The organism is Halpernia humi (assembly GCF_900108025.1).
GTDB classification, from domain to species: Bacteria; Bacteroidota; Bacteroidia; order Flavobacteriales; family Weeksellaceae; genus Halpernia; species Halpernia humi.
Genome location: NZ_FNUS01000001.1, coordinates 913886 through 939694 on the forward strand (window position 1 = coordinate 913886; position 25809 = coordinate 939694).

A 25809-nucleotide genomic window follows, 5' to 3' on the forward strand; every position below is an offset into this window, starting at 1 on the left:
TGCTAGGACTTATAGCAAAATATTTAACACTCTGAAATTCAATCCTTTGTTTTGAATAAAATTTAAAAAAAACTGAGTTTCAATAAATTAAAACAACTTAATGGTGCAGACTAACTTTTGCGATTCCAAATTTAAAAATAGGAATAAGCGCTGTGCAAAAATGTCGAACCAAAAAAAAATAGATATCCAATGCACTAAAATATTTACCAAAAAAAGCAATTGAAATTTTAAAATAAAAAAGTGATAATTGACTTGTACATTTTAAAAATATTTATATCTTTGCAATCTGAATTTTAAGAATAATAAAGGCTAAATATATAAAGCGATGAGCAAAAGAACCTTCCAACCATCAGAGAGAAAAAAAAGAAACAAACACGGTTTTCGCGAGAGAATGTCTACACCAAACGGTAGAAGAGTTTTGGCGGCTAGAAGAGCAAAAGGTAGAAAAAGCCTAAGCGTTTCTTCTGCACGTGCAAAAAGATAATTCTTTTTTAAAAAAATATTTTAAAATGCTTGAAACTTTTTCAGGCATTTTTTGTTGTTAAAATTTGCCAAAATTTAGGCTTTGCACTGCTTTTTATTTATTTTTGTGTGGTAAATTGCAGAAAATCAAAAAGCAAATCAATAACCGCAAAAGAGGCGAAAGTTTACTTCAAAAAAGTTTGAAAATCAACAGAATGCAAATCCAAAATCATTTTTTATTTTCATTTTTTTTAACTTTTGAAATACTTTAAATATCATATTTTCTTTTGTTACTTTTGAGATAAAATTTTTTGTTTTGTACAAAATTACTTCTGATAAATATTATTCTAAATACCAAAAAAATAATTATGCCACATAGAAATGAAGCCGGAGATAATATCATAACACTGAACAATGCCAAAATTGTTCAAAAAAATTTTATGGTTTTAGACAATGTAAACCTGCACATACAACGCGGTCGTTTTTGCTATCTTATCGGGAAAACAGGTTCTGGCAAAAGTTCTTTATTAAAAGTGCTTTATGGCCATCTTCCTTTGAAAAACGGCACAGGTAATGTGGCTGGCTTTAAATTAGAAACGCTTCGGGCAGGCGATATCCCAAATCTTCGCAGAAAATTAGGCATTGTTTTTCAAGATTTTCAGTTATTAACGGACAGAGACATTGAAAAAAATTTAAAATTTGTACTTCAAGCGACTGGTTGGGACGATAAAATAAAAATGAATGATCGCATCAATGAAGTTCTTTCTAGCGTTGGTATGAAAACCAAAAAACACAAAATGCCACACCAACTTTCTGGTGGCGAACAGCAAAGAATTGCAATTGCAAGAGCACTTTTAAATCATCCAGAATTAATTTTAGCCGATGAGCCTACTGGTAATTTAGACCCCGAAACTTCTAACGATATTATGACATTGCTGAAGCAAGTAGCGCAAGAAAATAATTGTGCTGTTGTAATGGCAACGCACGACTATCACATGATTCAGAATTTCCCAGGAGAAGCCATAAAATGCGAAGACGGTGTGGTTTCTATGATGGATACAGCAGAATTGTTTGAGTAAAAATCTATTTAAAAACATGGAAGTCTTTGGTGATTTCTAAATAAGCGTCCGAGAATTTTCTCGGACTTTTTTCTATTATAAATTCAGAAATTTCTGGTGAAGTTTTCTCTTTTGTAAATTCTAAAATCACTCTTTTTGGTTTTAAATTTTCCCTGCCAAAAATGATGATTTTTCTATCTAAATAAAGTGAAAAATCTTTTGCTAATTTTTCAAAATCTTCTCCACTTTCTACGGGAATTATGACTGAAAATAATCCCTTTTCTTCTAAATGAAATGCTGCGTTAGAAATTAATTCGGAAAAATTGAGGTGAATTTTTTGCCGAGCAACTGCATCTTTCTCGCTTTGTGTATTAACTTCAAAATAAGGCGGATTGCAGATAATTAAATCAAATTTATTTGAAGCAGAAAGTGCTTTAAAATCAATATTTTTTGCAGAAATTTTTGCTGAAAATGGAGAATTTTCAAAATTAAATTGGGATAATCGTGCTGCATTTTCATCAATATCAATCGCCAAAATGCTTGCAGATTTATTTCTTTGCGCAAGCATTAAAGAAATAATTCCGCTGCCACTTCCAACTTCTAAAATTCTTTTTGATTTTTCTACAGATGAAAGTGCGCCCAGCAAAACGGCATCCGTGCCTACGCGGAACACGTCTTCATTTTGCGCTACAGAAAACTCTTTGAAGTGAAAATCTTTCACGAACTTCTAAATATTATTTGGAAAAGAAAGTGTAAATCTCGTTCCCTTTCCCTCTTCAGATTTCACAATAATTTCTCCATCATAATCCAAAATCATTTTTTTCACCATCGTTAGGCCAAGTCCCATCCCACTATTTTTAGAGGTAAAATTAGGCTCGAAAATTTGTTCTTGCATTTTCTCAGGAATTCCGGTGCCATTATCTTCTACAGAAATATTAATTTTTTTATTGATGGCTTCTAAATCTACATTAATGATGGATTTTCTGCCTTCTTCTTTTGCTTGGATGGCGTTATTCACCAAATTTGTAATCATTCTGGTGAGATAAATTTTATCCATATTAACGATTATTGCCGAATGACTTGCGTGCAAATGCACATTTTCATCATTAAAAATATATAGAATTTGCTTTATCTCTACATTTAGATTAAGCAGTTCATTATGTTTTTCGGGTAACTTCGCAAACTGCGAAAATGCCGATGCAACATTGGCTACCAAATCTATTTGGTGAATCATTGATTTGCTTAAATTTTTTACTTTTTCGCCAATTTCTGGGTCATTAGAGTCAAATTTTCTTTCAAAATTTTGCATTGTCATCTTCATGGGCGTCAAGGGATTTTTCACCTCATGTGCCACTTGTTTTGCCATAAGTTGCCATGCTTTTTCTTTTTCAGTAAAACTTAATTGCTCTTTCTGATCTTGAATTTGCAAAATCATTTTATTGTAAGATTTTACCAGAGAACCCAATTCATCATTGTGCAAATATTTTATGGGTTTTAAATCTTTTTCAAAAAGTGTAATTCTGGTGATCATATCAGAAAATTTAGTAATGGTTTTAGTTAAATTATTAGAAATAACCCAACTCAACCAAATGCTAAAAGCGATGATGAACAAATTTAAAATGACTAGATATTTCAAATATTTATTAAAAACAGCAATATAGCCACTGTCATTATGATAAAAGGGCAAATATACAATGGCAATTGGCTCTAACATATTATTTTTTAAAATTAAATAAGAAGAGGTAACGGTTGCATTTATTTTCTTATCAAAATTCTGAAAATCTACACGGCTATCTTTTTTCAAAACTTCATGTAAAATTTTTGAGGGCAAGGTTTTCTGCGAAATGAGATTTCTATCTTTATTAGAGAGCAGAAAATTCCCGTGCAAATCATACAAAATCACATCATGCTTATTTATATCTGCAATTTCATAAATTTGGTTTTCTAAAACTTTTGGTAAATCTTTGGTTTCCACTTGTGTGTGGCTCACGGCATAATCTAAATACGCCATCAAGGCTTCAGATTTATTTTGCAATTGCGTGCGGCTTTGCTCTATAGAATTGCTTTTTAAAATAAAATAACTCAAAAAACTAGTACCCATTATGCTCAACAAGCAAATGGTAAGAAATCCCCAAAACACGCGGTTTCTCAGGCTATAACCTTTATATTTTGTAAGCGGCATTCCCTTTGTTTACTAATTTTGCAATATATTTCCCAATAATATCGAATTCCAAATTTACCTCATCACCTACTTTCAAATGTTTCATGTTGGTAAAATCCCAAGTATAAGGAATAATGGCCACAGAAAAGGCTTCATCTAAACTTTCGGCAACCGTTAAACTGATGCCATTCACTGTTATCGAACCCTGTGGAACAGTTAAAAAATCTGAATTTTCTTTCATTTTAAAAGAAATAAAATAACTGCCATCACGGTTTTTAATCTCGGTAACTAAAGCAGTTTCATCCACGTGGCCTTGCACAATATGCCCGTCTAAACGCCCATCAAATCTCAAACAGCGTTCCAAATTCACTTCAGTGCCATTTTGCCAGTGTTTCAAACTTGTTTTCTCTAAAGTTTCATCGATCGCCGTCACTTTATATTGGTTCCCGTTGATTTCTACAACCGTCAAACAGCAACCGTTATGCGCCAAACTTTGGTCGATTTTCAACTCATTGGCAAAATCACAACTCAACGTAAAATCAATATTAGAACCATTTTTTTCGATTTTTTGAACTGTTCCTGTTCCTTCAATAATTCCTGTAAACATTTTTTTATTTTTTTTGGAGCAACACAATCTCGCATTTTCGAATATTATACCTGCTCTCCATTATATCCCGCCGCGGCGGGGATGCCATTTCGATCAGGGCTAAAAAGTTAGAGATTTTCTCTTTCCACCCGAAATGCAAATCGCAAAATGCTAAATTTATTTTGCTAAATTTGTAAACTTTAATTACAACCTCAAAGATAGATAAATGAGTTCTAAACAACATAAAATACGCGTAGGAATTTCAGTGGGAGATTTTAATGGCATTGGGCCAGAAATCATCATGAAATCTTTGAAAGACAAAAGTATTACCGATTTTTTCACACCAATTATTTTTGCATCAGGAAAACTATTTAGTTATCAGAAAAACGTGTTCAAACTTCAGATGAATTTTCATTATGTGGATGACGTGAAAGATGTGGTAAATGGCAAAATAAATATGGTAAATCTTTGGAAAGACAACGTTAACGTCAATTTTGGAACACCAACTGAAGAATCCACAAAAATGGCAATTGAATCTTTAGAAGCAGCCACAGAAGCGCTTTTAAATAAAGATATTGATGTTTTAGTAACAGCACCCATCAACAAAGATGAAATGCTAAAATTGGGCTTCAAACACGCGGGACACACTGGCTATTTAGAAGAAAAAATGGACAAAAAAGGCGTGATGTTTTTAGTAACAGAAGATTTGAAAGTGGCTGTTTCCACACATCACATTCCAGTTTCTGAAGTCGCACAAAATATTTCTAAAGAAAAAATTAAAAAACAAATCAAAATTCTAAATCAAACTTTAATTGAAGATTTCTGCGTAGAAAAGCCGAAAATTGCAGTTTTAGGTTTAAATCCACACGCTGGAGATGGCGGCGCTATTGGCACAGAAGAAATAGAAATTATCACACCGGCAATAAAAGAACTTTTTGAAAATGGCATTTTCACGTTTGGCCCATACCCTGCAGATAGTTTTTTTCAGCCATCTAATTATAAAAAATTTGATGCTGTTTTGGCAATGTACCACGATCAAGGTTTAGCCCCCTTCAAAACAATTTCTTATGAGGACGGTGTAAATTATACCGCAGGCTTGCCATTCATTAGAACTTCCCCAGATCACGGCGTGGCCTATGATATTGCAGGAAAAAATCTCGCAGATGAGCATTCTTTTTCAGAAGCTATCTTTACAGGAATCAAAATTTTTAAAAACCGTTTAGAATATAACGATTTAAGGGAAAACCGACTTGTGGTGCGAAAATCATCATCTGAAAATAGATGGCAAGAAGATCAATAATGACCTTTAAAAAATAAAATCTTCAAGACTAAGTTTTAAAAGTTGAAAAACATTTTGTTATATTAAAAAATTAATTTATTTTTGCAAACCGATTTTATGGACAAATTTAGAAACTACGACATTGCATTTTCTGGTTTAAAAGACGGAAAGCATGACTTTAGATTTGAAGTAAATCAGGCGTTCTTTAATTTATTTGAGACTGAACAAGAGTTTTCTAACCCCAAGATTATAGCAGATGTTTTTTTAGATAAACATTCTACTTTTTTGGAATTTGAAATCAACGTAAAAGGAAGCATACAGTTGGTTTGCGATATTACTCTAAAAGACTTTGATTATCCGATTGAAAATCAGATTAAAGTTTTGGTGAAATTTGGTGAAGTTTATGATGATAGTGATGTAGATATTATCACAATCCCGCATAAAGAAAACGCCTTCAATATTGCGCAACTGCTATATGAAGATATCGTTTTGACGGTACCGATGAAAAAAGTATCACCGGATTTATCACAAGAAGATATTGCACTATTAGAAAAATTTAGTCCTCAAGAAGATGAAATTGAAGAGCAAGAAGATGAAATAGATCCACGCTGGAATGCGTTGAAAAATTTAAAAAAATAAAAATTAAACAATATAATTTTAAGCTAAGATTTAAAATTTAAAATTTACAAAATGGCACATCCTAAAAGAAGACAATCCACCACGAGAAGAGATAAAAGAAGAACGCATTACAAAGCGGTTGTTCCTCAATTGGCAAAAGACGCCACTTCTGGAGAAATGCATCTTTACCACAGAGCACACTGGCACGAAGGTAAATTATATTACAGAGGAAAAGTTGTAATGGAAAAAGAAGTTGAGCAAACTGAAGAAAACTAAATCTTTAGAAAAACTGTGTTTTATATACAAAACCACTCAAATTTTAATAATTTGAGTGGTTTTTTATTGTTTTTTAGTATCTTTGGCATATAAATAATATACACTTTATGGACATAAAAGACATCCAAAATCTAATTAGATTTGTAGCAAAAGCAGGCGTTTCTGAAGTAAAATACAAAACAAAAGATTTTGAAATCAACATCAAAACTCCACTTGCAGGTGGTGAAACGGTAAGTTATATGCCGCAACCACAAGTCTATCAGCAATCGGTGGCACCGCAAGTAAATACTGAGCCTCAAACCTCAGCAAAATCTGCAACAGATAATTCCGCGGAAGATGAAAGTAAATATATTACTATAAAATCTCCGATGATTGGCACTTTTTACAGAAGGTCTGCTCCAGATAAAGATGTTTTTGTGAATGTTGGCGATGCGATTACAGCAGACAAAGTAGTTTGTGTAATAGAAGCAATGAAATTATTCAACCAAATTGAAGCTGAAGTAAGCGGTAAAATTGTGAAAATTTTGGTTGAAGATTCTTCACCTGTAGAATACGATCAGCCATTGTTTTTAGTCGATCCATCTTAATTATATATGATAATTGATAAATGATCATTAATATCGTTTATCAAATTTTTCAAATTGTTTAATTTTCAAATTAATTTAAGATGTTCAAAAAAATATTAATAGCCAACCGTGGTGAAATTGCAATGCGTATTTTACGCTCTTGTAAAGAAATGGGCATAAAAACGGTTGCCGTATATTCTACTGCTGATAAAGACAGTTTACACGTAAGATTTGCAGATGAAGCAGTTTGTATAGGTCCTGCAGCAAGTAAAGATTCTTATCTAAAAATACCAAATATTATCTCTGCAGCGGAAATTACCAATGCAGATGCAATCCATCCAGGTTATGGTTTCTTATCAGAAAATGCAAATTTTTCTAGAATTTGTGCAAAAAACGGTATTAAATTTATCGGTGCATCACCTGAGCAAATAGAAAAAATGGGCGACAAAGCCACTGCAAAAAAAACCATGAAAGAAGCGGGAATTCCATGTGTTCCAGGTTCTGATGGTTTGATAGATTCTTACGAAGACGCCGTGAAAATTGCTGAAAAAACAGGGTATCCTGTGATGATAAAAGCAACCGCAGGCGGCGGCGGAAAAGGGATGCGCGCTGTTTGGAAACCAGAAGATTTAAAAGAAATGTGGGATTCTGCCATTCAAGAGGCAGTTGCTGCCTTTGGAAATGGAGGCATGTACATGGAAAAATTAATCGAAGAACCACGTCATATTGAAATTCAAATCGCTGGTGATCAATACGGTAAAGCGTGTCATCTTTCCGAAAGAGACTGCTCCATCCAAAGAAGAAATCAGAAATTAACTGAAGAAACACCGTCACCATTTATGACGGACGAACTTCGTAAAAGAATGGGTGATGCAGCTGTAAAAGCAGCAGAATATATTGCTTACGAAGGTGTTGGAACCATAGAATTTTTAGTCGATAAAAACCGTGATTTCTACTTTATGGAAATGAATACAAGAATCCAAGTAGAACATCCAATCACAGAGCAAGTAATTGATTATGACCTAATTAGAGAACAAATTATGCTTGCTTCTGGGTCGCCAATTAGCGGCGTAAATCATTTCCCAAAACTGCATTCTATCGAATGTAGAATAAATGCGGAAGATCCTTACAATGATTTTCGACCATCGCCAGGAAAAATTACAGAACTCAATATTCCTGGAGGCCATGGAATTCGCGTAGACACACATGTTTATTCAGGTTACACAATTCCATCAAATTACGATTCAATGATAGCAAAATTGATTGCAACCGCTCAAACGCGAGACGAAGCAATTGCAAAAATGCGCCGTGCTTTGGATGAGTTTTATGTAGAAGGCATTAAAACAACCATTCCATTTCACCGTCAATTAATGGACAATAAAGATTATTTGGCCGGAAATTACACCACAAAATTTATGGAAGATTTCGTGATAGATAAAAATTTTGACAATAATTAATTAAAATTTCTAAAGTTATCTTCGGATAACTTTTTTTAAATACCCACTTTATGGAAACTGTACTAAAAGACTCACAATATTACATTGAACTAGAAAATAAACACGGCGCACACAATTATCATCCGCTTCCTGTGGTTTTAGAAAAAGGCGAAGGCGTTTTTGTTTGGGATGTAGAAGGTAAAAAATATTATGATTTTCTTTCCTCCTATTCCGCTGTAAATCAAGGGCATTCTCACCCAAAAATTGTGCAGGCATTAGTAGATCAAGCGCAAACTTTAGCTTTAACTTCCCGTGCTTTTTATAACAACGCACTCGGTCCGTATGAAAAATATGTTACCAACTATTTCGGTCTAGATAAGGTTTTACCAATGAATACTGGTGCAGAAGCAGTTGAGACAGCTATTAAATTATGCCGAAAATGGGCGTATGAAAAAAATGGAATTGAAGAAAACCAAGCAGTAATTGTCGTTTGCAAAGGAAATTTCCATGGAAGAACGACTACCATTATTTCTTTTTCTGATGATGACAACGCTCGAGATAATTTCGGCCCTTACACTGGTGGCTTTGTAAGCATTCCTTACAATGACATTGATGCGTTGAAAAAAGTGGCAAAAGACAAAAATGTAATTGGGTTTTTGGTAGAACCAATTCAAGGCGAAGCGGGAGTTTACACGCCAGATGAAGATTTTATCGCGAATGCACAAGCGGTTTGTCATGCCAATGGAATGTTATTTATTGCTGATGAAGTTCAAACAGGAATTGCACGTACCGGAAGTCTTTTAGCGGTATGTGGAAATTGTACTTGTGAAAATAAATGCGAAAAGCAAGCGACTTATACTAAACCAGATATTTTAATTTTAGGCAAAGCACTTTCAGGCGGTGCTTATCCAGTTTCTGCGGTTTTGGCAGATAATGAAATTATGGAAGTCATAAAACCAGGCCAACACGGCTCTACATTTGGTGGAAATCCTATCGCTGCAAAAGTAGCAATCGCTGCCTTAGAAGTAGTTAATGATGAAAATTTAATTCAAAATGCACGAAAATTAGGCCATCTTTTTAGAAAAGAAATGAACCGAATAATTGCAAAAACCGACTTAATTGTAAAAGTGCGAGGAAAAGGTTTACTAAACGCAATCATCATCAATGATTCACCAGAAAGTGATACGGCATGGAATCTTTGCGTAGCCATGAAAAACAACGGACTTCTTGCAAAACCAACACACGGCAATATCATCCGCTTTGCACCACCTTTGGTGATTACCGAAGAGCAACTTTTGGATTGCGTTGCCATTATTGAGAAAACGGTTTTAGAATTTGAAAAATAATCTCGAAACATTAAAGTTTTAATCTTCAAAATTTTAGTTTGATGAATAACACTATTGCTAAAATTAGTGGTTTGATGATTACTTATAACGAAGAAAAAAACATCCACGAAGTTTTGAAATGCTTTCATTTTTGCGATGAAATCATTATTGTTGACTCGTTTAGCACCGATAAAACCGTAAAAATCGTGCAGAAATTTCCAAAAGTAAAAATCATTGAAAATAAATTTGAAGATTTTACCAAACAACGAAATTTAGCATTAGAAAATGCAGCAAATGATTGGGTTTTATTTCTAGACGGTGATGAAAGAATTACACCTGAATTAGAGAAAGAAATAATTACTGAACTTGCAAAACCGAACAAGAAAAACGCCTACTATTTTTATCGGCAATTCTTTTTTGCAGGGAAAGCGCTCAATTATTCTGGCACTCAAAATGACAAAAATTTCAGACTTTTTAGAAAATCGCAATGCCATTATATTGCAGATAAGAAAGTACACGAAACGCTTGCAGTAAATGGTGAAATTGGAGTTTTAAAAAATAAACTTCTTCATTATTCCGTTAATAATTATAAATCTTATCGCGAAAAAATGTTGCATTACGGAGAATTAAAAGGGCAAGAATTATTTTCAAAAGGAAAACGCTTTAGTCTATTGGCGCAATATTTGAAAACAACCTTCAAATTTTTTAAATCTTATATTTTAAAATTTGGCATTTTAGATGGAAAAGAAGGCTATCAATTATCTTATCTGCAAAGTTTAAGCGTTTTTGAAACCTATGAATCCTTAAAAAGAGTAGAAAATAAATCTTAACTTGCCATTCAGAGAAATAAAATCTTAATGAAAATTTGTATCATAAGTTTTGATTTTTGGAATTACGACGAACACATTGCAGCGGCTTTACGCAGCAAGGGTGTAGAGGCATATCATATCAATATTGGTGCGTATAAGCACAAAGATTTTTCTGCAAAAATCACCAACACTTTTTCTAAAGTTTTTTTGAAAAAAAATATCAAAAATGAAAAAAGACAAAATTTCATTCTAGAGCAATTAGAAGCGCTTGGGCATCAAGATCAGATTTTGATTATTAACCCAGAATTGATTGAAGAAAAATTTCACCTAGAAATAAAAAAATTCACATCCCGCTACATCGCCTATTTATACGATAGCCTTGCGCGTTGCCCAGCAGAAAGTATTTTGCATTTGTTTGATGATATTTATTCTTTTGACGCGCAAGATGTTGCACAATATGGCTTTACAAAAATCAACAATTACAACTATTTAGAAAAAGTAGAGATAGAAAAAAATCCGGAGTTTGATCTGGTTTATTTGGCTTCTTATGACGAACGTCTAAAAATGCTCTATAAAATTACCGATCAATTAGAGAAAATGGGCATGACGTATCGATACATTATCGTTGGAAAAAAAACATGGAAGAAGAACCTCTTGAAACTCGTAAGTTTCACAGGAAAAGACAAATCAAAAAAATACCAAAGCCGAAGAGTTAACCAAAAAAATATTCCGCAATTTTATACGCAAGGTAAAGTTTTGCTAGATTTGGTGCGAGAAAACCAAAGCGGTTTGAGTTTTAGAATTTTTGAAGCGATGGCTTTAGGCAAAAAAATAATTAGTGATAATCAATCGCTCAAAAATTACGATTTTTATAATCCTGAAAATATATTAATTTTGAAAGATGATGCAAGTAATCTAAACAAAGCCTTTTTCGAAACACCATACGAACCTTTGCCAGAAGAAATTTATAGAAAATACACTTTAGAGACTTGGGTGGAAACGGTTTTTGAATTGAAATAGAAAATGACAACTTCCGTAGCACTTTGCACCTACAATGGTGAAAAATTTTTAAAACAGCAGATTGATTCTATTTTAAATCAAACTGTTTGTGTTGATGAAATTACTATTTGTGACGATTGTTCTACAGATAAAACCGTTGAAATATTAAATGATTACAAAATAAAATTTCCAGATTTATTTCAGATTTTCATTAATGAAAAAAATCTTCGTAGTGTAAAAAATTTCGAAAAAGCCATTTCACTTTGCACAAAAGATATAATTTTTTTATGCGATCAGGATGATGTTTGGAAGATTGAAAAAGTAAATTTGTTTTTAAAGAAATTTGCCGAAAATTCAAATTATAAAGTTATTTGCAGCAATGCGGAACTTATAAATGAAGAAGGAAATTCCATAAATAAAAATACGATTTGGGATGTACCGTTCTATTTTAAAAAAAATAGAAAAAAAATAGATTATTTTAAAAGTTTTTGCCTCATAGGTAATTTTGCAACTGGAGCAAATATGGCTTTTGATCGAGATTTTATTTCAACTATACTTCCTTTTCCAGAAAAAAACTTTCATCATGATGAATGGCTTGCAATAGTTTCAAGTGCAGAAAATAAATTTCTTTTTTTTGATGAAAAAACTGCCTATTATAGAATTCATCAAAATCAGCAAGTTGGAGGTGTTTTTTTTGAAAATAAAAAAAATATAGAAAGCCAATTGTTTAAGCGCTTTAATCTTGAAAATCAAAATATTTCTTTCAGAATTTTAAAACGCCGAATTTTAAATTTAAAAAAGAAAAAAGAAAAAATATTATCAATATCTGGAAATCAAAAAAGCGCAATCAAAACTAGGTTATTGCAAACAATTGATAATTACTTATTAAATTTGAAGTTTCAACTAAAAAAAGAAAATAGCCTCAAGTATTACTTTTTTGAATTATTTTATTTTTAATCATTACCAATGGCAAACAGCAAATTTGGCGTCAATATTTCAGGATACATAAACAAGCAATTCGGTTTAGGTGCGGGCGTTCGAGCGAATATAAATTCTATAAAAACCACTTCTATTCCATTTGCAATTAATGATTTTAATATTAAGATTTCTGAACATATAAAAGAAGATTTTAAAAGTGCCATTGAAGTTTCAGAAAAAAATCCATATAATATTAATTTAGTTCAAATTAATATAGATAGACTGCATTCTGTAGTACAAGATGTGGATAATTCTTATTTTAAAAATAAGTATAATATTGCATTTTGGGCGTGGGAATTAGAAAATTTCCCAGAGGAATCTAAAATATTTTTCACCTTATTTAATGAAATTTGGGTGCCAAGTAATTTCTGTACAGAAGCGATTTCTAAAGTTTCGCCAGTTCCTGTTATAAAAATAATGCATGCGATAGATATTGAAAAGCCTAGGTTTAATAGAGTGGATTTTGGCTTGCCAGAAGAAAAATTTATTTTCCTGACTATGTTTGATTATTACAGTTCAATGACTCGTAAAAACCCTTTAGGAAGTATTGATGCTTATGAAAAAACTTTCGGTATAAATAATAAAGATGTTTTATTGGTGATAAAATCTTCTTTAAGTAAAGAATTTCCAAAAGAAAAAAAAGAATTAACAGATAGAATTGGCGACAATAGAAGCATAATAATTATTGAAGAAATTTTAGAGGAAAATAAATTATTTAGTTTAATTAATTGCTGTGATTGCTTTGTTTCACTTCATAGATCTGAAGGATTTGGACTCACAATGGCGGAAGCGATGTTTCTGGGTAAGCCCGTGATTGGAACCGCTTATTCTGCAAATATTGAGTTTATGACGATCAATAATAGTTTTTTAGTTAAGTATGATTTAATTGACACAGGAAATAATTATTTATTTGTTGGTGGGAAAAGCGTTTGGGCAGATCCAGATATTTCTCATGCTGCAGAATTAATGAAATTTGTGGTTGAAAATCCTGAGGAAGCAATTAAAATCGCGAAAAAAGGGCAATATTTTGTGAAGCAGAATTTAAATCCAAAAAAAATTGGTGAAAAAATTGAAGCCCGTTTAAATTTTATAAATCAAGAATTCTGTAATAACATTAACGTTGAAAACTCTAAAGCGGAAGAATATTTAAGATTTGAAAACCAATTACTTCAGCAAAAAATTGATAAAATGAAAACGCTTTTTGGCGTTCAAATAAAATTAAAATTTAAAAATTTACAAAACAAAATAAGAGGGCGAAATAGAAAATATTTCTGGGAATAAATTATCTAAAACTTTTTTATGCTCTCGAATACTCATCATCCAACCTCACAATATCATCTTCCCCGAAATAAGTTCCGGTTTGCACTTCTATAAAAATAACAGGTTTTTCTGTTAAATTCATAATGCGGTGTTTTGCACCCAACGGAATAAAAATACTTTCGCCATAGGATAATTTTATTTCTTCGTCATCTAAAATTATTGTTGCATCACCTTCTATAATCGTCCATTGTTCCTGCCTTTTATGATGGTATTGATAAGATAATTTCTGACCAGGATTCACAATAATTCTTTTTAATTTATAGTGCGGCTCATCTGCCAAAACAAAATATTTTCCCCAAGGTCTTTCGCCAATTTCTAACATAAAAATTATTATTTTACAAAACTAAATAATTTAAACGAAACTATACATACTATATTTTCTTAAATTTGCAGCCTAATAATTAAAAATGAGCAACGTAAGAGTGCGCTTTGCACCAAGCCCAACTGGGCCATTACATTTAGGAGGCGTTAGAACCGCTTTATACGATTATCTTTTCGCTAAAAATACGGGCGGAAAATTTATTTTAAGAATTGAAGACACAGATACCGCAAGATTTGTGGAAGGTGCCGAAGAATATATTTTAGAAGCCTTGGATTGGTGCGGCATCACACCAGACGAAAGCCCAAAACATGGCGGCAATTTTGGCCCATACAGACAATCCGAAAGACGCAATATTTATGACAAATACATAGCAGAAATCTTAAAAACAGACTATGCTTATTTGGCTTTTGATACGCCCGAAGAACTTGACGAAATCCGGAAGGAATATGAAGAGAAAGGCGAAGTTTTTTCTTACAATTACATCAGCAGAAACCGTTTAAAAAACTCTTTTTCTCTATCTAAAGCAGAAGTGCAAAACCTTTTAGATCAAAAAACGCCTTATGTCATTCGTTTTAAAATGCCCGTTGATCGCACTTTAATTTTAGAAGACATCATCCGCGGAACATCACATGTAAATACCAACTCTTTGGATGATAAAGTTTTAGTAAAACACGACGGAATGCCAACTTATCATTTCGCAAACGTTATAGATGATCACGAAATGGAAATTTCACACGTCATTCGCGGCGAAGAATGGCTGCCCTCACTTGGCTTGCATAATTTATTGTACGAAGCTTTTGGCTGGGAAAAACCTCAGTTTGCACATTTGTCTTTAATTTTAAAACCGGAAGGCAAAGGAAAACTAAGCAAACGCGATGGTGACAAATTTGGTTTCCCCGTTTTTCCATTAAATTTTAAAGACCCAGAAACTGGCAATATTTCTAAAGGTTACAGAGAAGAAGGCTACTTGCCCGAAGCGTTTATTAATATGGTTGCACTTCTCGGTTGGTCGCCTTCAGATGATAAAGAAATCATTTCTTTAGTTGAAATGGTGCAAGAATTTGATTTGAATAAAGTGCATAAAGCAGGCGCAAGATTTAGTAAAGAAAAAGCGGAATGGTTTAACCATCAATATTTGCAACAGAAAAGTGACGCAGAAATTTTAAATAATTTAAAAAATATTTCTGAAGTATCTGAAAGTAATATTTCAGACGAAAAATTATTAAAAATCATTGGCTTAATGAAAGAGCGTGCTAGTTTTGTGAAAGAGATTTACGCTGAAGGCATTTTCTTTTTTAATGCACCAAAAACTTTTGATGAAAAAGCATCTAAAAAAGCTTGGAATGAGAAGACGGCAGAAATTTTAAAAAAATTATTCGATAAATTATCCCAAACATCTTTTCAAGCGGAAGAAATTTCTATTGAAATTCATGCTTTTGCTGAGGATGAATCTTTGGGTTTTGGCAAAATTATGATGCCGCTTCGTTTGGCTTTGGTAGGCGAATTAAAAGGCCCTGATGTACCAGATTTATTAGAGATTTTAGGAAAAAACGAAAGCGAACAAAGAATAAAATTTGCGATTGAAGCATTAAAATAAGTAGATTGCAAAAATATTTAATTAAATTTGATTTATAATTCTAACGTAAAATATGGAGTATTTAGATTTTGAGCAACCCGTGAAAGACTTGATGGATCAGTACGAAACTTGTAGTCTTGTAGGTGATGAAAGCGGCGTTGACGTAAAATTGGCCTGCAGCCAGATCGAAGATAAAATCTTAGAAACCAAGAAAAAAATCTACGGAAATCTCACACCTTGGCAAAGAGTTCAACTTTCTAGGCATCCTAATCGGCCTTATACGCTTGATTTTATAAATGGAATAGTAGATGCGAATAGCTTCCTCGAACTCCATGGCGATAGAAATTTTGCAGATGATCCCGCAATGATTGGCGGCCTTGCGAAAATAGATGGCCAAAGTGTAATGCTTATCGGAACGCAAAAAGGTAGAACGACCAAAGAAAGACAATTTCGCAGATTCGGAATGAGCAATCCGGAAGGCTATAGAAAAGCACTGCGATTGATGAAATTAGCGGAAAAATTTAAAATACCTGTGGTAACTTTAATAGATACACCGGGCGCATATCCTGGTTTAGAAGCAGAAGAACGCGGGCAAGGAGAAGCAATAGCGAGAAATATTATTGAAATGACGACTTTGAAAACACCAATCATCACTATCATTATTGGTGAAGGTGCGAGTGGCGGCGCTTTAGGAATTGGTGTTGGAAACAAGGTTTACATGCTCGAAAACACTTGGTATTCTGTAATCGCACCCGAAAGTTGCTCCTCAATTTTATGGCGAAATTGGGATCATAAAGAAGATGCTGCCAATGCATTAAAATTAACGCCGAAAGATATGTTGCACGAAAAATTTATTGATGGCATTATAGAAGAACCGCTTGGTGGCGCACATTATGACCCAGAAACAACCTTTAAAAATGTTAAAAAAACCATCCTTACAAATATAAACGCATTCAGAAAGTTTTCCGAAAAAGAATTGGTAACACAAAGACAAGACAAGTTTATTGAAATGGGGAAATTTAAAGGCTAAAACCTTATTAATAATACAAAAAATCCGTGGAAAATTATTTTTCTGCGGATTTTTTTTGTGTATAAAAAGCTTTACATTTATCTTATTTTTTAATGTATTTTGGGTTATTCAATGTTATCACAATATCTCTAGTAACACTTTTTACAGAAGAATATTTAGCATCGCAAACCGAAGAACTTAAGGCGTATGTGCCCTTCTCAACCATTATAAAATTATTATTTCTTGCCGGAATTGTTAAATTATAATACTTTTTACCACTAATTTTCATAATTAAATTGCAGGAAGAATTATTCACAATTTGGATGTAGGCATTTTTATCGCTAGGATCATTATTAAAAAGATGTGTTAAAACCGCCGCCGTTTTTTTATTTCGATCGTTAGAGCCGTCCTTCAAATCGCGCCGCACCTCCTTTTCTAACTTTCTTTTGGTAAGGTTTGTTACTTTAGGTTGCGCCGCAGTAGAGCCTTTACCCGCAATTAATGAATAAAGTTTTCTTTTAAATTCTGGCGTCTTCGGATTGTTCGGATTATATTTCACAAAATTTGCAATTACCTGAGGATCATTGCTTTTTTCGACTTGAGCCTCCGTATATTTCGATTGTGATAAAACGAAAATTGAACATAATAGACTAGAAATAAATAGAAATTTTTTCATTTTTAAGGGTATGATTTTTATATATAACTTTATTTAAACGTTAAATACATCTTTTTAGTTTGCATTAAATTTATTATCTTTGCAGCGCTGAAAAAACAGCAATAATTTACACTAAATTTAATAAAATATTTGATATGTATACACCCGCAGCAGCAGACGTAGCAAAATTAAGAAGTACTACAGGCGCAGGAATGATGGATTGCAAAAAAGCTTTGGTAGAATCTGAAGGAGATTTCGAAAAAGCAATTGAAATTCTAAGAAAAAAAGGCCAAAAAGTTGCCGCTAACAGAGCAGATAGAGAATCCACAGAAGGTGCTGTAATTGCAAAGGTAAACGAAGACAACACAATGGGCGCAATCATAGCACTAAATTGTGAAACAGATTTTGTTGCAAAAAATGCAGATTTTGTTCTTTTGGCTAATGAATTGGCAGAACAAGCAATTTTCTATTCTAATAAAGATGAATTTTTAGCATCAGATTTCCACGGACAATCGGTTGCTGATAAATTAATAGAGCAAACTGGGTTAATTGGTGAGAAAATTGAAATCGGTGCTTTCGAAAGAATTGAAGGGCCATTTCTTGGTGCATACATCCACGCTGGAAATAAAATTGCAGCAATCAGCGCACTTTCTGGGAAAGTAGATGGCGGAAGTGAAGCCGCAAAAGCCGTATCAATGCAAGTTGCAGCGATGAACCCGATTGCTTTAGACGAAACAAAAGTGTCTCAAGAAACAATTGATAGAGAATTAGAAATTGAAAGAGATATTTTAACTAAAGAAGGAAAACCTGCTAATATTATCGATAATATTTTGAAAGGTAAAATGCAAAAGTTCTACAAAGACAACACTTTGGTTCACCAAGCTTTCATTAAAGATAGCGGAATGAGCGTTGCAGAGTATGTGAAATCTGTTAGTAGTGATTTAAAAGTAGTTGGTTTTGTGAGAGTAAGCCTTACTTAATTTTTTATAACCGAGAGATTTTACAGAAATCTCGTTATTCTAAATATATTATCTCCGTTGAATATCAGCGGAGATTTTTTTTGCTTAAAATCTGTTTTTATTTAAGTAAATTTACAACCCAAATTATGTTTAAGGCTTTTTACTTTAAAATATTATTTATCATTGTTCTCTGCAGTACCTTTTTTTTGAAGGCGCAATACATCTCTGTTGACAATGTTTACACAGCAGATCAATTAGTGAAAGATGTTTTTTTAGGCAGTGCAAATTCTAATTGTGTGCAAGTTTCTAATGTGCAAGTATCTGGTTGGGATTTTGGTAGCGGAGATTTGAGTTATGGCTATTTTAATAAATCAAACTCAAGTTTTCCATTAGGTGAAGGGATTTTACTTTCTACAGGAAGACTTTTTCAAGCACCTGGGCCAAATAATGGAAACACGAGTTCTACTGCTTCTAATTGGTTCGGAGATGCAGATTTAGAAAAAGCTTTAGGAATTGGCGGCACTTTCAACGCGACTTCTTTAGAATTTGATTTTATTCCTGTGCAAACCAATAAAATTAGTTTTGATTATATTTTTGCTTCTGAACAATATCTTTCAAATCCTTCTGCAAACCAATGTGGCTACACTGATGGTTTTGCATTTTTAATTAAAAAAGCAAACTCCACGGACGCTTATACAAATATTGCTTTAGTTCCAAATACCAATATTCCTGTAAGTGTAAATACCGTTCGTGGTCCCGGAACAATTTGCCCTGTTGCAAACGCCCAATATTTTGAAGGTTTTAATCCACAAAATTCGCCGGTGAGTTTTAATGGTCAAACTAAAATTTTAACAGCAAAAACTGATGTAATCCCAGGTGAAAAATACCATATAAAATTAGTGATTGCCGACCAAGGAAATGGTCTTTACGATTCTGGTGTATTCTTAAAAGCCGGAAGTTTTTTGGGTAATAAAGATTTAGGACCAGATCGATTAATTGCTACAAATAATGCTTTGTGTGCTGGTTCTTCTTTGGTTTTAGATGCTACAACTTTAGGCGCAACTTATCAATGGTACAAGAATAATCAAATTTTAACTGGGGAAACAAATGCAACTTACACGGTAACTTCAGCAGGAAATTATTCTGTGATAATCTCAAATTCTGGTTGTAGTTTAAAAGGAGAAATCAATATAGAATATTCTGCCGCGCCAGTTTTAAAAGATTTAACAATCACAAATTGTGATGATAATTTTGATGGAAAAATTGATGTAGATTTTAGCCAAATAATTCCGCAAGTTTCTAGTGATTTGCAAGGCTATCAACTTTCATTTTACGCAGATCCCAATTATCTAAATATTTTACCGACCAATTGGTCTTATTATGCCGATACAAGAGTTTATGTAAAAGCAACTTCTGCGTCAAATTGCCCACCAATTACTTCTATCATTGATTTTAAAATTGGTGATAAAATCCCGATAACTTCGCCAATTTCACAAAACATTTGTTCACAAGGAAGTTCGGAGGCTGTGTTACTTTCAGATTACATTAATTTTTTCACTACAGATACTTCTGTTAGTTTTAAATTTTATAAAACTTTTGCTGATGCACAAGCAAATATTTCTGGTACCGAAATTTCTGATAATCAAAACATTAACCAAGATGAAACTTTCTACATTAGAGTTTCTAAAAATGGAATTTGTGACAATATCGGAACTTTAAATTTATTGTTTAAAACAGCAACTTATTCCACCACACTTCCGCCAAATGTGACAGTTTGTGAAGGTTCCACAACCATTTTAGATGCAGGTTCTGGTTTTGTTTCTTATTTGTGGAGCACGGGCGAAACCACACAACAAATCACTGTAGGAAAAGGAAATTATTATGTAGATTTAACTTCTGCAAATGGCTGCACAGTTCGCCAAAATGTAAATGTTACAGAAGAATTGAAAGCCGTTTTAAACACGTCTGCTTATTCTGGTGAAAATTGTGATGATAATTTTGACGGCAAAATAGATGTTAAATTTTCTGATATTTCGCCCATAATTTTACCAAATTCTACGGGTTTTACTGTAAAATATTATTCTTCACAAGCATTTGCAAACGCTGGTGGAACAAATAATTTGCCCGATAATTTTTCCTATTCTTCAGACACAACGGTTTGGGTGAGAGTAGAATCTTCGGTTTGTCCGCCAATTATTCAGCCTTTAAATTTTAAAATAGGAAATTCATTAGTTTTAATAAAAAATAATACTACAATTTCAGAATGTGATGATGATTTTGATGGATTAAAAACCGTTGATCTTTCTAAATATTTGTCTGAATTTACAACAGATTCTGGCGTGAATGTGAGTTACTACAATAGTCTTCAAGATGCTAAAAATAAACAGAATTCAATTTCAAATCCGGTTTCTGTAAACCAAAATGGAACTTTTTATTTAAGGTTTTCTAAATTTAATTTTTGTGATGCTATTGCCACTTTAAATGTGAATATTAATGTTCCTAAAGGTTCTACATCTTTAAAAGATCAAGTGATTTGTTCTAATGCAAAAGTTATTTTAGACGCTGGAAGTGGATTTAAATCTTATCACTGGAGCACAGGAGAAACGACTTCTTCTATTTTAGTTGGCGTAGGCGATTATTATGTAGATTTAACCTCAACAGATGGCTGTGTTTACAGACAAAATGTTACCGTAACGGCTTCTTCACAAGTAATTATTAAACAAATAAACATTACAGGAAGCACTGTAGAAATTTTGGCAGAAAATGGCACTAAACCTTATCAATACAGCATTGATGGAGTAAATTTTCAAAATTCTAATATATTTAAAAACGTTTTGCGCGGTATTCACACGGCTTATGTAAAATCAGCAAATGATTGCGGTTTTGCAACTAAAGATTTTATTATTATTAATCTGATTAACGTAATCACGCCAAATGGAGATGGCAAAAATGATGTTTTAGATTATTCTGATTTAAAAATAAAAAATGATGTTTCCATAGAAATATTTGATAGAACTGGAAAATTAGTTTACAAAAACACGGATAAAACCTTTACTTGGGATGGGAAAAGCGATGGTAGAAATTTACCTACCGGAAATTATTGGTATATTTTGAAATGGATTGAGCCAGACACACAAATCCCTGTTATTTACACAAATTGGATTCTACTTAAAAACCGATAATTTGTTTCAAAAGCAAATAAATAATTAGTTATAAATTTGCAAGAACCACAAATAGTATGAAAAAATTATTATCCTTTCTATTTTTTACATTTTTAATTATAAAAAGCTTTGCGCAACTAGATACTGAGCATTGGTTTGCACCGATGATGGATCGGGTAAACAATGGCGAAGAAGTTCAAACTATTTATTTCTCTACAAATGTTACGACGCCATTTCCTGTCACAATTTATAATAATAATATCCCAATTGGCACTGTAAATGTAAGCAAAGGAAACCCTCAAAAATTTAGCGTTCCTCGTAAATACATTATTACTACTACTGAAACAGATTTGTTTCATCCCGTTACAATGGGTCTTTATACGAAAGGTGACCAACCCTATTTTGCCAACTTAAGATTTTCTATGTATAACCATGCAGAAATTTTAACATCCAAAGGAAAAGCAGGAATTGGGACGAAATTTTATGTTGCGGTGGCGCCAATTTCCGTTAGCAATAATATTTTAAATTTTATGACGAGTGTTTTAGCAACCGAAGATAACACGACGGTTACTATTTCTGGATATCAACCCACCGTTATTTTTTCTACGCCCCAATCTTCAACCATCACATTTACTTTAAACAAAGGAGAGTCTTACATTATTGATGGAAAAGGTAATATTTTTGGGAACAGGCTTGGTTTTATAGGTGCAAAAATAGTTTCAGACAAACCAATTTCTGTGACCAATGGAAATTTTAATGGGCAATATGCTGGCAATTATTCCAACAGTTCGGATATTTTGATGGATCAATCTGTGCCTGTCGAAAGATTGGGGCAAGAATTTGCTTTAGTAAAAGGAAATGGCCCTATCGGTGATGGGATGGAAGGCGGCCTCATTATCGCAACTGAAGATAATACGCAAATTTATGTAAATAATATACCTACCGCTGTTGCTACTTTAAATGAAGGCCAATATTACAAATTATCAGAAACTTATTACACAGCGCACAGCGGAAATGTGTATAATATGTATGTAAAAGCAACAAAAAATATTTATCTCTATGAATTATTGGCAGGTGCAAACTCTGGTAATGTGCAAGCAACAGGCGGCTTTAATTATATTCCACCGCTAAGTTGTTATCTTCCAAAGACTATTGATGAGATTGGTTTGATAGATGAAAATTTGACCTTTTCTAATGGCTATCCGTTTGGGCAACTAAAAATTCCGACGAAATTAAATATAATCACCGAAGCTGGCGCAAGTGTTAAAATAAACGGTGTCGCACTTGCTCCAACAGAAGGCCCTTATCCTTTATTAGGGAACACAAATTGGGTCACTTATTCCAAAGAAAATGTTTCTGGAAACATCACAATTGAATCTACAAAATCTGTAACTGCGGGTATTGCGGCTGGCGATGGCGCAGTTGGGTATGGCGGCTATTTCGCAGGTTTTTCCTCTATTCCTGCAATTTCTAAAAAATCTGGAACTTGCATACCGGGAATCATTTTAGAAGTGCAATCTGGTTTTGATACTTACCAATGGTTGCTAAATGACGTCCCTATTTCAGGAGCGCAATCTAACACTTTTGCGCCTTTAGTTGCAGGAAATTACACGGTAAAAGTTACGAATGGCTCTTGCCCTGCCGTAACAACTAAACCTTTTTTAGTACTAAAATGCCCAACAGAAACCACGATTACAAAAACAGTTTGTGGCATTTTTACCATCATACCAAAATTTACAAATTCTACGCAAAACATTGTTTTAAGTACGATAAAAATTACAACTCCACCATCAAAAGGTATTGCAAAAATAGATCCTACAACAGGGAATATTACCTATACACCAAACGCAGGTTCAACCGGAACAGACTCTTTTAAATATAAATTTTGTGGTGACGGTATTTTTGAAGAATGTGAAGAAGTTACAGTAAATATAACACTTGGACAGTTGACCGTAAACAATGCCACTTTAACAAATTGCAAAGTAGGAAATAGTGGCATATTTGATCTTTCTAGCGCAAATATTACCACCAGTTCTCCTGTTACCAAAAAATACTATAAAACGCTCCTAGGCGCACAAAATGATGATCCCACACAAGAAATTTTAAACTTTACAGCCTATTCTTCTACCGGCGGCGATGTTTTTGCCGTAGTAACAACACCAGAAGGTTGCCGCGATATTGCAACAATTACTTTGCAGTTTTTCCCAGAAATTATTTTAGACACCACACTTTACAACGCCACAAATTGCGATGAAAATTTAGATGGAAAAATAGATATTGATTTTTCTACCATTACGCCAATAATTCTACAAAACGCAACTTATTTCGAGACGAGATATTACTTAAATTTAGCAGATGCCAATGCTTTAAATGGAAATTTCTTACCTAATAATTGGTCTTATTCTGCGGATACACAAGTTTACGTTCGTGTAATTTCGCCCGACGGATGTTTACCCGGAACAGGTATTATCAATTTTACAATTGGTGCTAAAGTTTCAATAAACTCTCCTATCACACAAAATGTTTGTTCTCAAAATTCTTCAGAAAACATTGTTTTATCAGATTATATTCCATTTTTTACAACTGATACTGGTGTAACATATACATTTTTCAAAACTTTAGCAGAGGCTAAAGCAAATGTTTTTGGTAGTGAAATTTCTGCAAATCAAATAATTTCTGCAGATACTTCATATTTTGTAAGATTTTCAAAAACAGGTGTTTGCGACAATATTGGAGAATTAAATTTAATATTTGCAAAACCGCTAAATTCTACAACTTTGCCCGCAGAAATTACAGTTTGCGAAGGTTCTACCACTCTTTTAGATGCAGGTTCTGGTTTTAAATCTTATTTATGGAACACCGGTGAAACCACACAAAGTGTAACAAAAGGAAAAGGCACTTATACCGTTACACTCACCTCACAAAACGGCTGCTCAATCGACCAAACAGTTGAAGTGAAAGAATCTTTGAAAGCCGTTTTAAACACCGCAGATTACACCGCAGAAAATTGCGACGATGATTTTGACGGTTTTGTTAATATTAAATTTTCAAATATCACACCTATTATATTACCAAACAGCGCAGGATTTACCGTAAAATATTACGCGACAGATGCCTTCGCAAACGCAGGTGGAACCAATAATTTACCAAATGACTTTGCCTACAATACAAATACAACAGTCTATGTTCGGGTAGAATCTGCTTTTTGCCCACCAATTGTTCAGGCATTAAATTTAAAAATAGGCACTTTACTTCCTTTAATTAAAAATACAGTATCGGTGTCTGAATGCGATGACAATTTAGATAACATTAAAAGTGTAGATCTTACAAAATATTTAACAGAATTTACCGCTGATCCTACCGTGAACGTAAGTTATTATGATAATTTACAAAATGCTAAAATGGCACAAAACGCCATTTCTAACCCAGTTTCAGTCAACAAAAGCGGCACTTACTATTTCCGAATATCCAAAATTGGTTTTTGCCCTGTTATTGCAACTTTAGATATTTCTATTGATGTCCCAAGAGCATCTAGCGTATTGCAAGACAAAAATATCTGCCCTGGAACAACAACCGTTCTCGATGCAGGAAGTGGCTTCACATCTTATCTTTGGAGCACCGGCGAAACCTCCTCTTCTATCACAGTAGGCGTTGGTGATTATTATGTAGATTTAGAAAACCAAAAAGGCTGCATTTACCGCCAAAATGTTTCCGTAAAAGAAGTTGAATTACCAAAAATTACGGCAATTGACATCAAAGGATCAACAGTTACTATCACTGCAGAAGGCGGCAATAAACCTTATTATTACTCATTAAACGGTTCGCCACAGCAAGCTTCAAATGTTTTTACAAATGTAAAAAGTGGTAAAAATATTGTTTTTGTGACATCCGCAGATCAATGTAATCCTGTTTCAAAAGAATTTTCTATTATAGTTATCACCAATGTCATTACGCCAAACGGCGATCATTACAATGATACTTTTAACTTTTCTGATCTAAAAACAAAAGACAACGCCAAATTTGAAATTTTTGATCGCTACGGAAAAATGATTTTTAAAGGCACGGAAAGTAATAATTTCACTTGGGATGGCACTTCTAATCTTCGGAACCTACCAACAGATTCTTATTGGTACGTTTTAGAATGGCAAGAATTCGGTGCTGCTACAACCGTGAAACAAAGCGGTTGGGTTTTGCTTAAAAACACTAATTTTTAACAACATTTATCATTTTTCATTGCATTTTATTCAAAGTTTA

22 protein-coding genes are annotated in these 25809 nt (G+C 33.2%); 17 read left to right on the top strand and 5 right to left on the bottom strand.

Annotation, left to right across the window (positions count from 1 at the left end; translation table 11 throughout):
* Positions 1 to 325 precede the first annotated feature (325 nt).
* Together rpmH and C4S29_RS04245 are read left to right on the top strand one after the other, a co-directional pair.
* Entirely contained in the window at positions 326 to 484 is a 159-nt protein-coding gene (rpmH, locus tag C4S29_RS04240; protein ID WP_054511485.1) for a 50S ribosomal protein L34, read from the top strand.
* A gap of 346 nt (positions 485 to 830) precedes the next feature.
* Positions 831 to 1541, top strand: coding sequence for a cell division ATP-binding protein FtsE (locus C4S29_RS04245; protein ID WP_103913036.1), 711 nt, complete (start codon positions 831 to 833; stop codon positions 1539 to 1541).
* A gap of 4 nt (positions 1542 to 1545) precedes the next feature.
* On the opposite strand, the gene C4S29_RS04250 is transcribed toward C4S29_RS04245, so the two are convergent.
* The 3 genes from C4S29_RS04250 to C4S29_RS04260 are packed head-to-tail and all read right to left on the bottom strand — an operon-like array spanning position 1546 to position 4288.
* On the bottom strand, positions 1546 to 2241 hold the full coding sequence (locus tag C4S29_RS04250) for a tRNA1(Val) (adenine(37)-N6)-methyltransferase (protein ID WP_103912862.1): 696 nt from the start codon (positions 2239 to 2241) through the stop codon (positions 1546 to 1548).
* Positions 2242 to 2247: 6 nt separating this feature from the next.
* Positions 2248 to 3702 carry a sensor histidine kinase gene (locus tag C4S29_RS04255; protein WP_103912863.1) on the bottom strand — a complete coding sequence of 485 codons (1455 nt, stop codon included), beginning with the start codon at positions 3700 to 3702 and terminating at the stop codon, positions 2248 to 2250.
* The gene (locus tag C4S29_RS04260) at positions 3683 to 4288 is read right to left on the bottom strand and encodes a riboflavin synthase (protein ID WP_103912864.1); all 606 of its coding nucleotides are present in this window, start codon (positions 4286 to 4288) and stop codon (positions 3683 to 3685) included. Before C4S29_RS04260 ends, C4S29_RS04255 begins: the two co-directional genes overlap by 20 nt.
* A gap of 205 nt (positions 4289 to 4493) precedes the next feature.
* Between C4S29_RS04260 and pdxA the strand changes: the two genes are divergently transcribed.
* The 10 genes from pdxA to C4S29_RS04310 all read left to right on the top strand — a co-directional run bounded on the left by pdxA (position 4494) and on the right by C4S29_RS04310 (position 13834).
* Positions 4494 to 5567, top strand: a complete 1074-nt coding sequence (gene pdxA, locus C4S29_RS04265) for a 4-hydroxythreonine-4-phosphate dehydrogenase PdxA (RefSeq protein WP_103912865.1) — start codon at positions 4494 to 4496, stop codon at positions 5565 to 5567.
* Between the two features lie 96 nt (positions 5568 to 5663).
* Positions 5664 to 6185, top strand: coding sequence for a YceD family protein (locus C4S29_RS04270; protein ID WP_103912866.1), 522 nt, complete (start codon positions 5664 to 5666; stop codon positions 6183 to 6185).
* A 51-nt stretch (positions 6186 to 6236) separates the two neighbouring features.
* A complete protein-coding gene (gene rpmF, locus C4S29_RS04275; protein ID WP_103912867.1) occupies positions 6237 to 6440 on the top strand; it encodes a 50S ribosomal protein L32 in 204 nt (67 codons plus the stop codon).
* Positions 6441 to 6547: 107 nt separating this feature from the next.
* Positions 6548 to 7027 (top strand): acetyl-CoA carboxylase biotin carboxyl carrier protein, encoded by a 480-nt coding sequence (gene accB / locus C4S29_RS04280; RefSeq protein ID WP_103912868.1) that lies wholly within the window; start codon positions 6548 to 6550, stop codon positions 7025 to 7027.
* An 80-nt stretch (positions 7028 to 7107) separates the two neighbouring features.
* A complete protein-coding gene (gene accC / locus C4S29_RS04285) occupies positions 7108 to 8463 on the top strand; it encodes an acetyl-CoA carboxylase biotin carboxylase subunit (RefSeq protein WP_103912869.1) in 1356 nt (451 codons plus the stop codon).
* A 50-nt stretch (positions 8464 to 8513) separates the two neighbouring features.
* Positions 8514 to 9788, top strand: a complete 1275-nt coding sequence (gene rocD, locus C4S29_RS04290) for an ornithine--oxo-acid transaminase (protein WP_103912870.1) — start codon at positions 8514 to 8516, stop codon at positions 9786 to 9788.
* 41 nt (positions 9789 to 9829) lie between these two features.
* Positions 9830 to 10597, top strand: coding sequence for a glycosyltransferase family 2 protein (locus C4S29_RS04295; RefSeq protein WP_103912871.1), 768 nt, complete (start codon positions 9830 to 9832; stop codon positions 10595 to 10597).
* 27 nt (positions 10598 to 10624) lie between these two features.
* Complete coding sequence (locus C4S29_RS04300; protein ID WP_185116939.1) at positions 10625 to 11596, top strand: glycosyltransferase family protein; 972 nt, start codon at positions 10625 to 10627, stop codon at positions 11594 to 11596.
* A gap of 3 nt (positions 11597 to 11599) precedes the next feature.
* Entirely contained in the window at positions 11600 to 12532 is a 933-nt protein-coding gene (locus C4S29_RS04305; RefSeq protein ID WP_103912873.1) for a glycosyltransferase family 2 protein, read from the top strand.
* Positions 12533 to 12541: 9 nt separating this feature from the next.
* The gene (locus tag C4S29_RS04310; RefSeq protein ID WP_103912874.1) at positions 12542 to 13834 is read left to right on the top strand and encodes a glycosyltransferase; all 1293 of its coding nucleotides are present in this window, start codon (positions 12542 to 12544) and stop codon (positions 13832 to 13834) included.
* 16 nt (positions 13835 to 13850) lie between these two features.
* Here C4S29_RS04310 and C4S29_RS04315 read toward each other — a convergent pair whose 3' ends face one another.
* The gene (locus C4S29_RS04315; protein ID WP_103912875.1) at positions 13851 to 14195 is read right to left on the bottom strand and encodes a phosphomannose isomerase type II C-terminal cupin domain; all 345 of its coding nucleotides are present in this window, start codon (positions 14193 to 14195) and stop codon (positions 13851 to 13853) included.
* Positions 14196 to 14280: 85 nt separating this feature from the next.
* Between C4S29_RS04315 and gltX the strand changes: the two genes are divergently transcribed.
* Positions 14281 to 15792, top strand: a complete 1512-nt coding sequence (gene gltX / locus C4S29_RS04320; RefSeq protein ID WP_103912876.1) for a glutamate--tRNA ligase — start codon at positions 14281 to 14283, stop codon at positions 15790 to 15792.
* A gap of 52 nt (positions 15793 to 15844) precedes the next feature.
* On the top strand, positions 15845 to 16801 hold the full coding sequence (locus C4S29_RS04325) for an acetyl-CoA carboxylase carboxyltransferase subunit alpha (protein ID WP_103912877.1): 957 nt from the start codon (positions 15845 to 15847) through the stop codon (positions 16799 to 16801).
* An 82-nt stretch (positions 16802 to 16883) separates the two neighbouring features.
* Here C4S29_RS04325 and C4S29_RS04330 read toward each other — a convergent pair whose 3' ends face one another.
* On the bottom strand, positions 16884 to 17456 hold the full coding sequence (locus C4S29_RS04330; RefSeq protein ID WP_103912878.1) for a DUF6759 domain-containing protein: 573 nt from the start codon (positions 17454 to 17456) through the stop codon (positions 16884 to 16886).
* A gap of 134 nt (positions 17457 to 17590) precedes the next feature.
* Here C4S29_RS04330 and tsf point away from each other — a divergent pair, with 134 nt between their 5' ends.
* The 3 genes from tsf (at position 17591) to C4S29_RS04345 (ending at position 25769) form a co-directional block, all read left to right on the top strand.
* Positions 17591 to 18415, top strand: coding sequence for a translation elongation factor Ts (gene tsf / locus C4S29_RS04335; RefSeq protein ID WP_103912879.1), 825 nt, complete (start codon positions 17591 to 17593; stop codon positions 18413 to 18415).
* A gap of 125 nt (positions 18416 to 18540) precedes the next feature.
* A complete protein-coding gene (locus C4S29_RS04340) occupies positions 18541 to 21576 on the top strand; it encodes a choice-of-anchor L domain-containing protein (RefSeq protein WP_103912880.1) in 3036 nt (1011 codons plus the stop codon).
* 56 nt (positions 21577 to 21632) lie between these two features.
* Complete coding sequence (locus C4S29_RS04345) at positions 21633 to 25769, top strand: T9SS type B sorting domain-containing protein (RefSeq protein ID WP_103912881.1); 4137 nt, start codon at positions 21633 to 21635, stop codon at positions 25767 to 25769.
* The last annotated feature ends 40 nt before the right edge of the window (positions 25770 to 25809 follow it).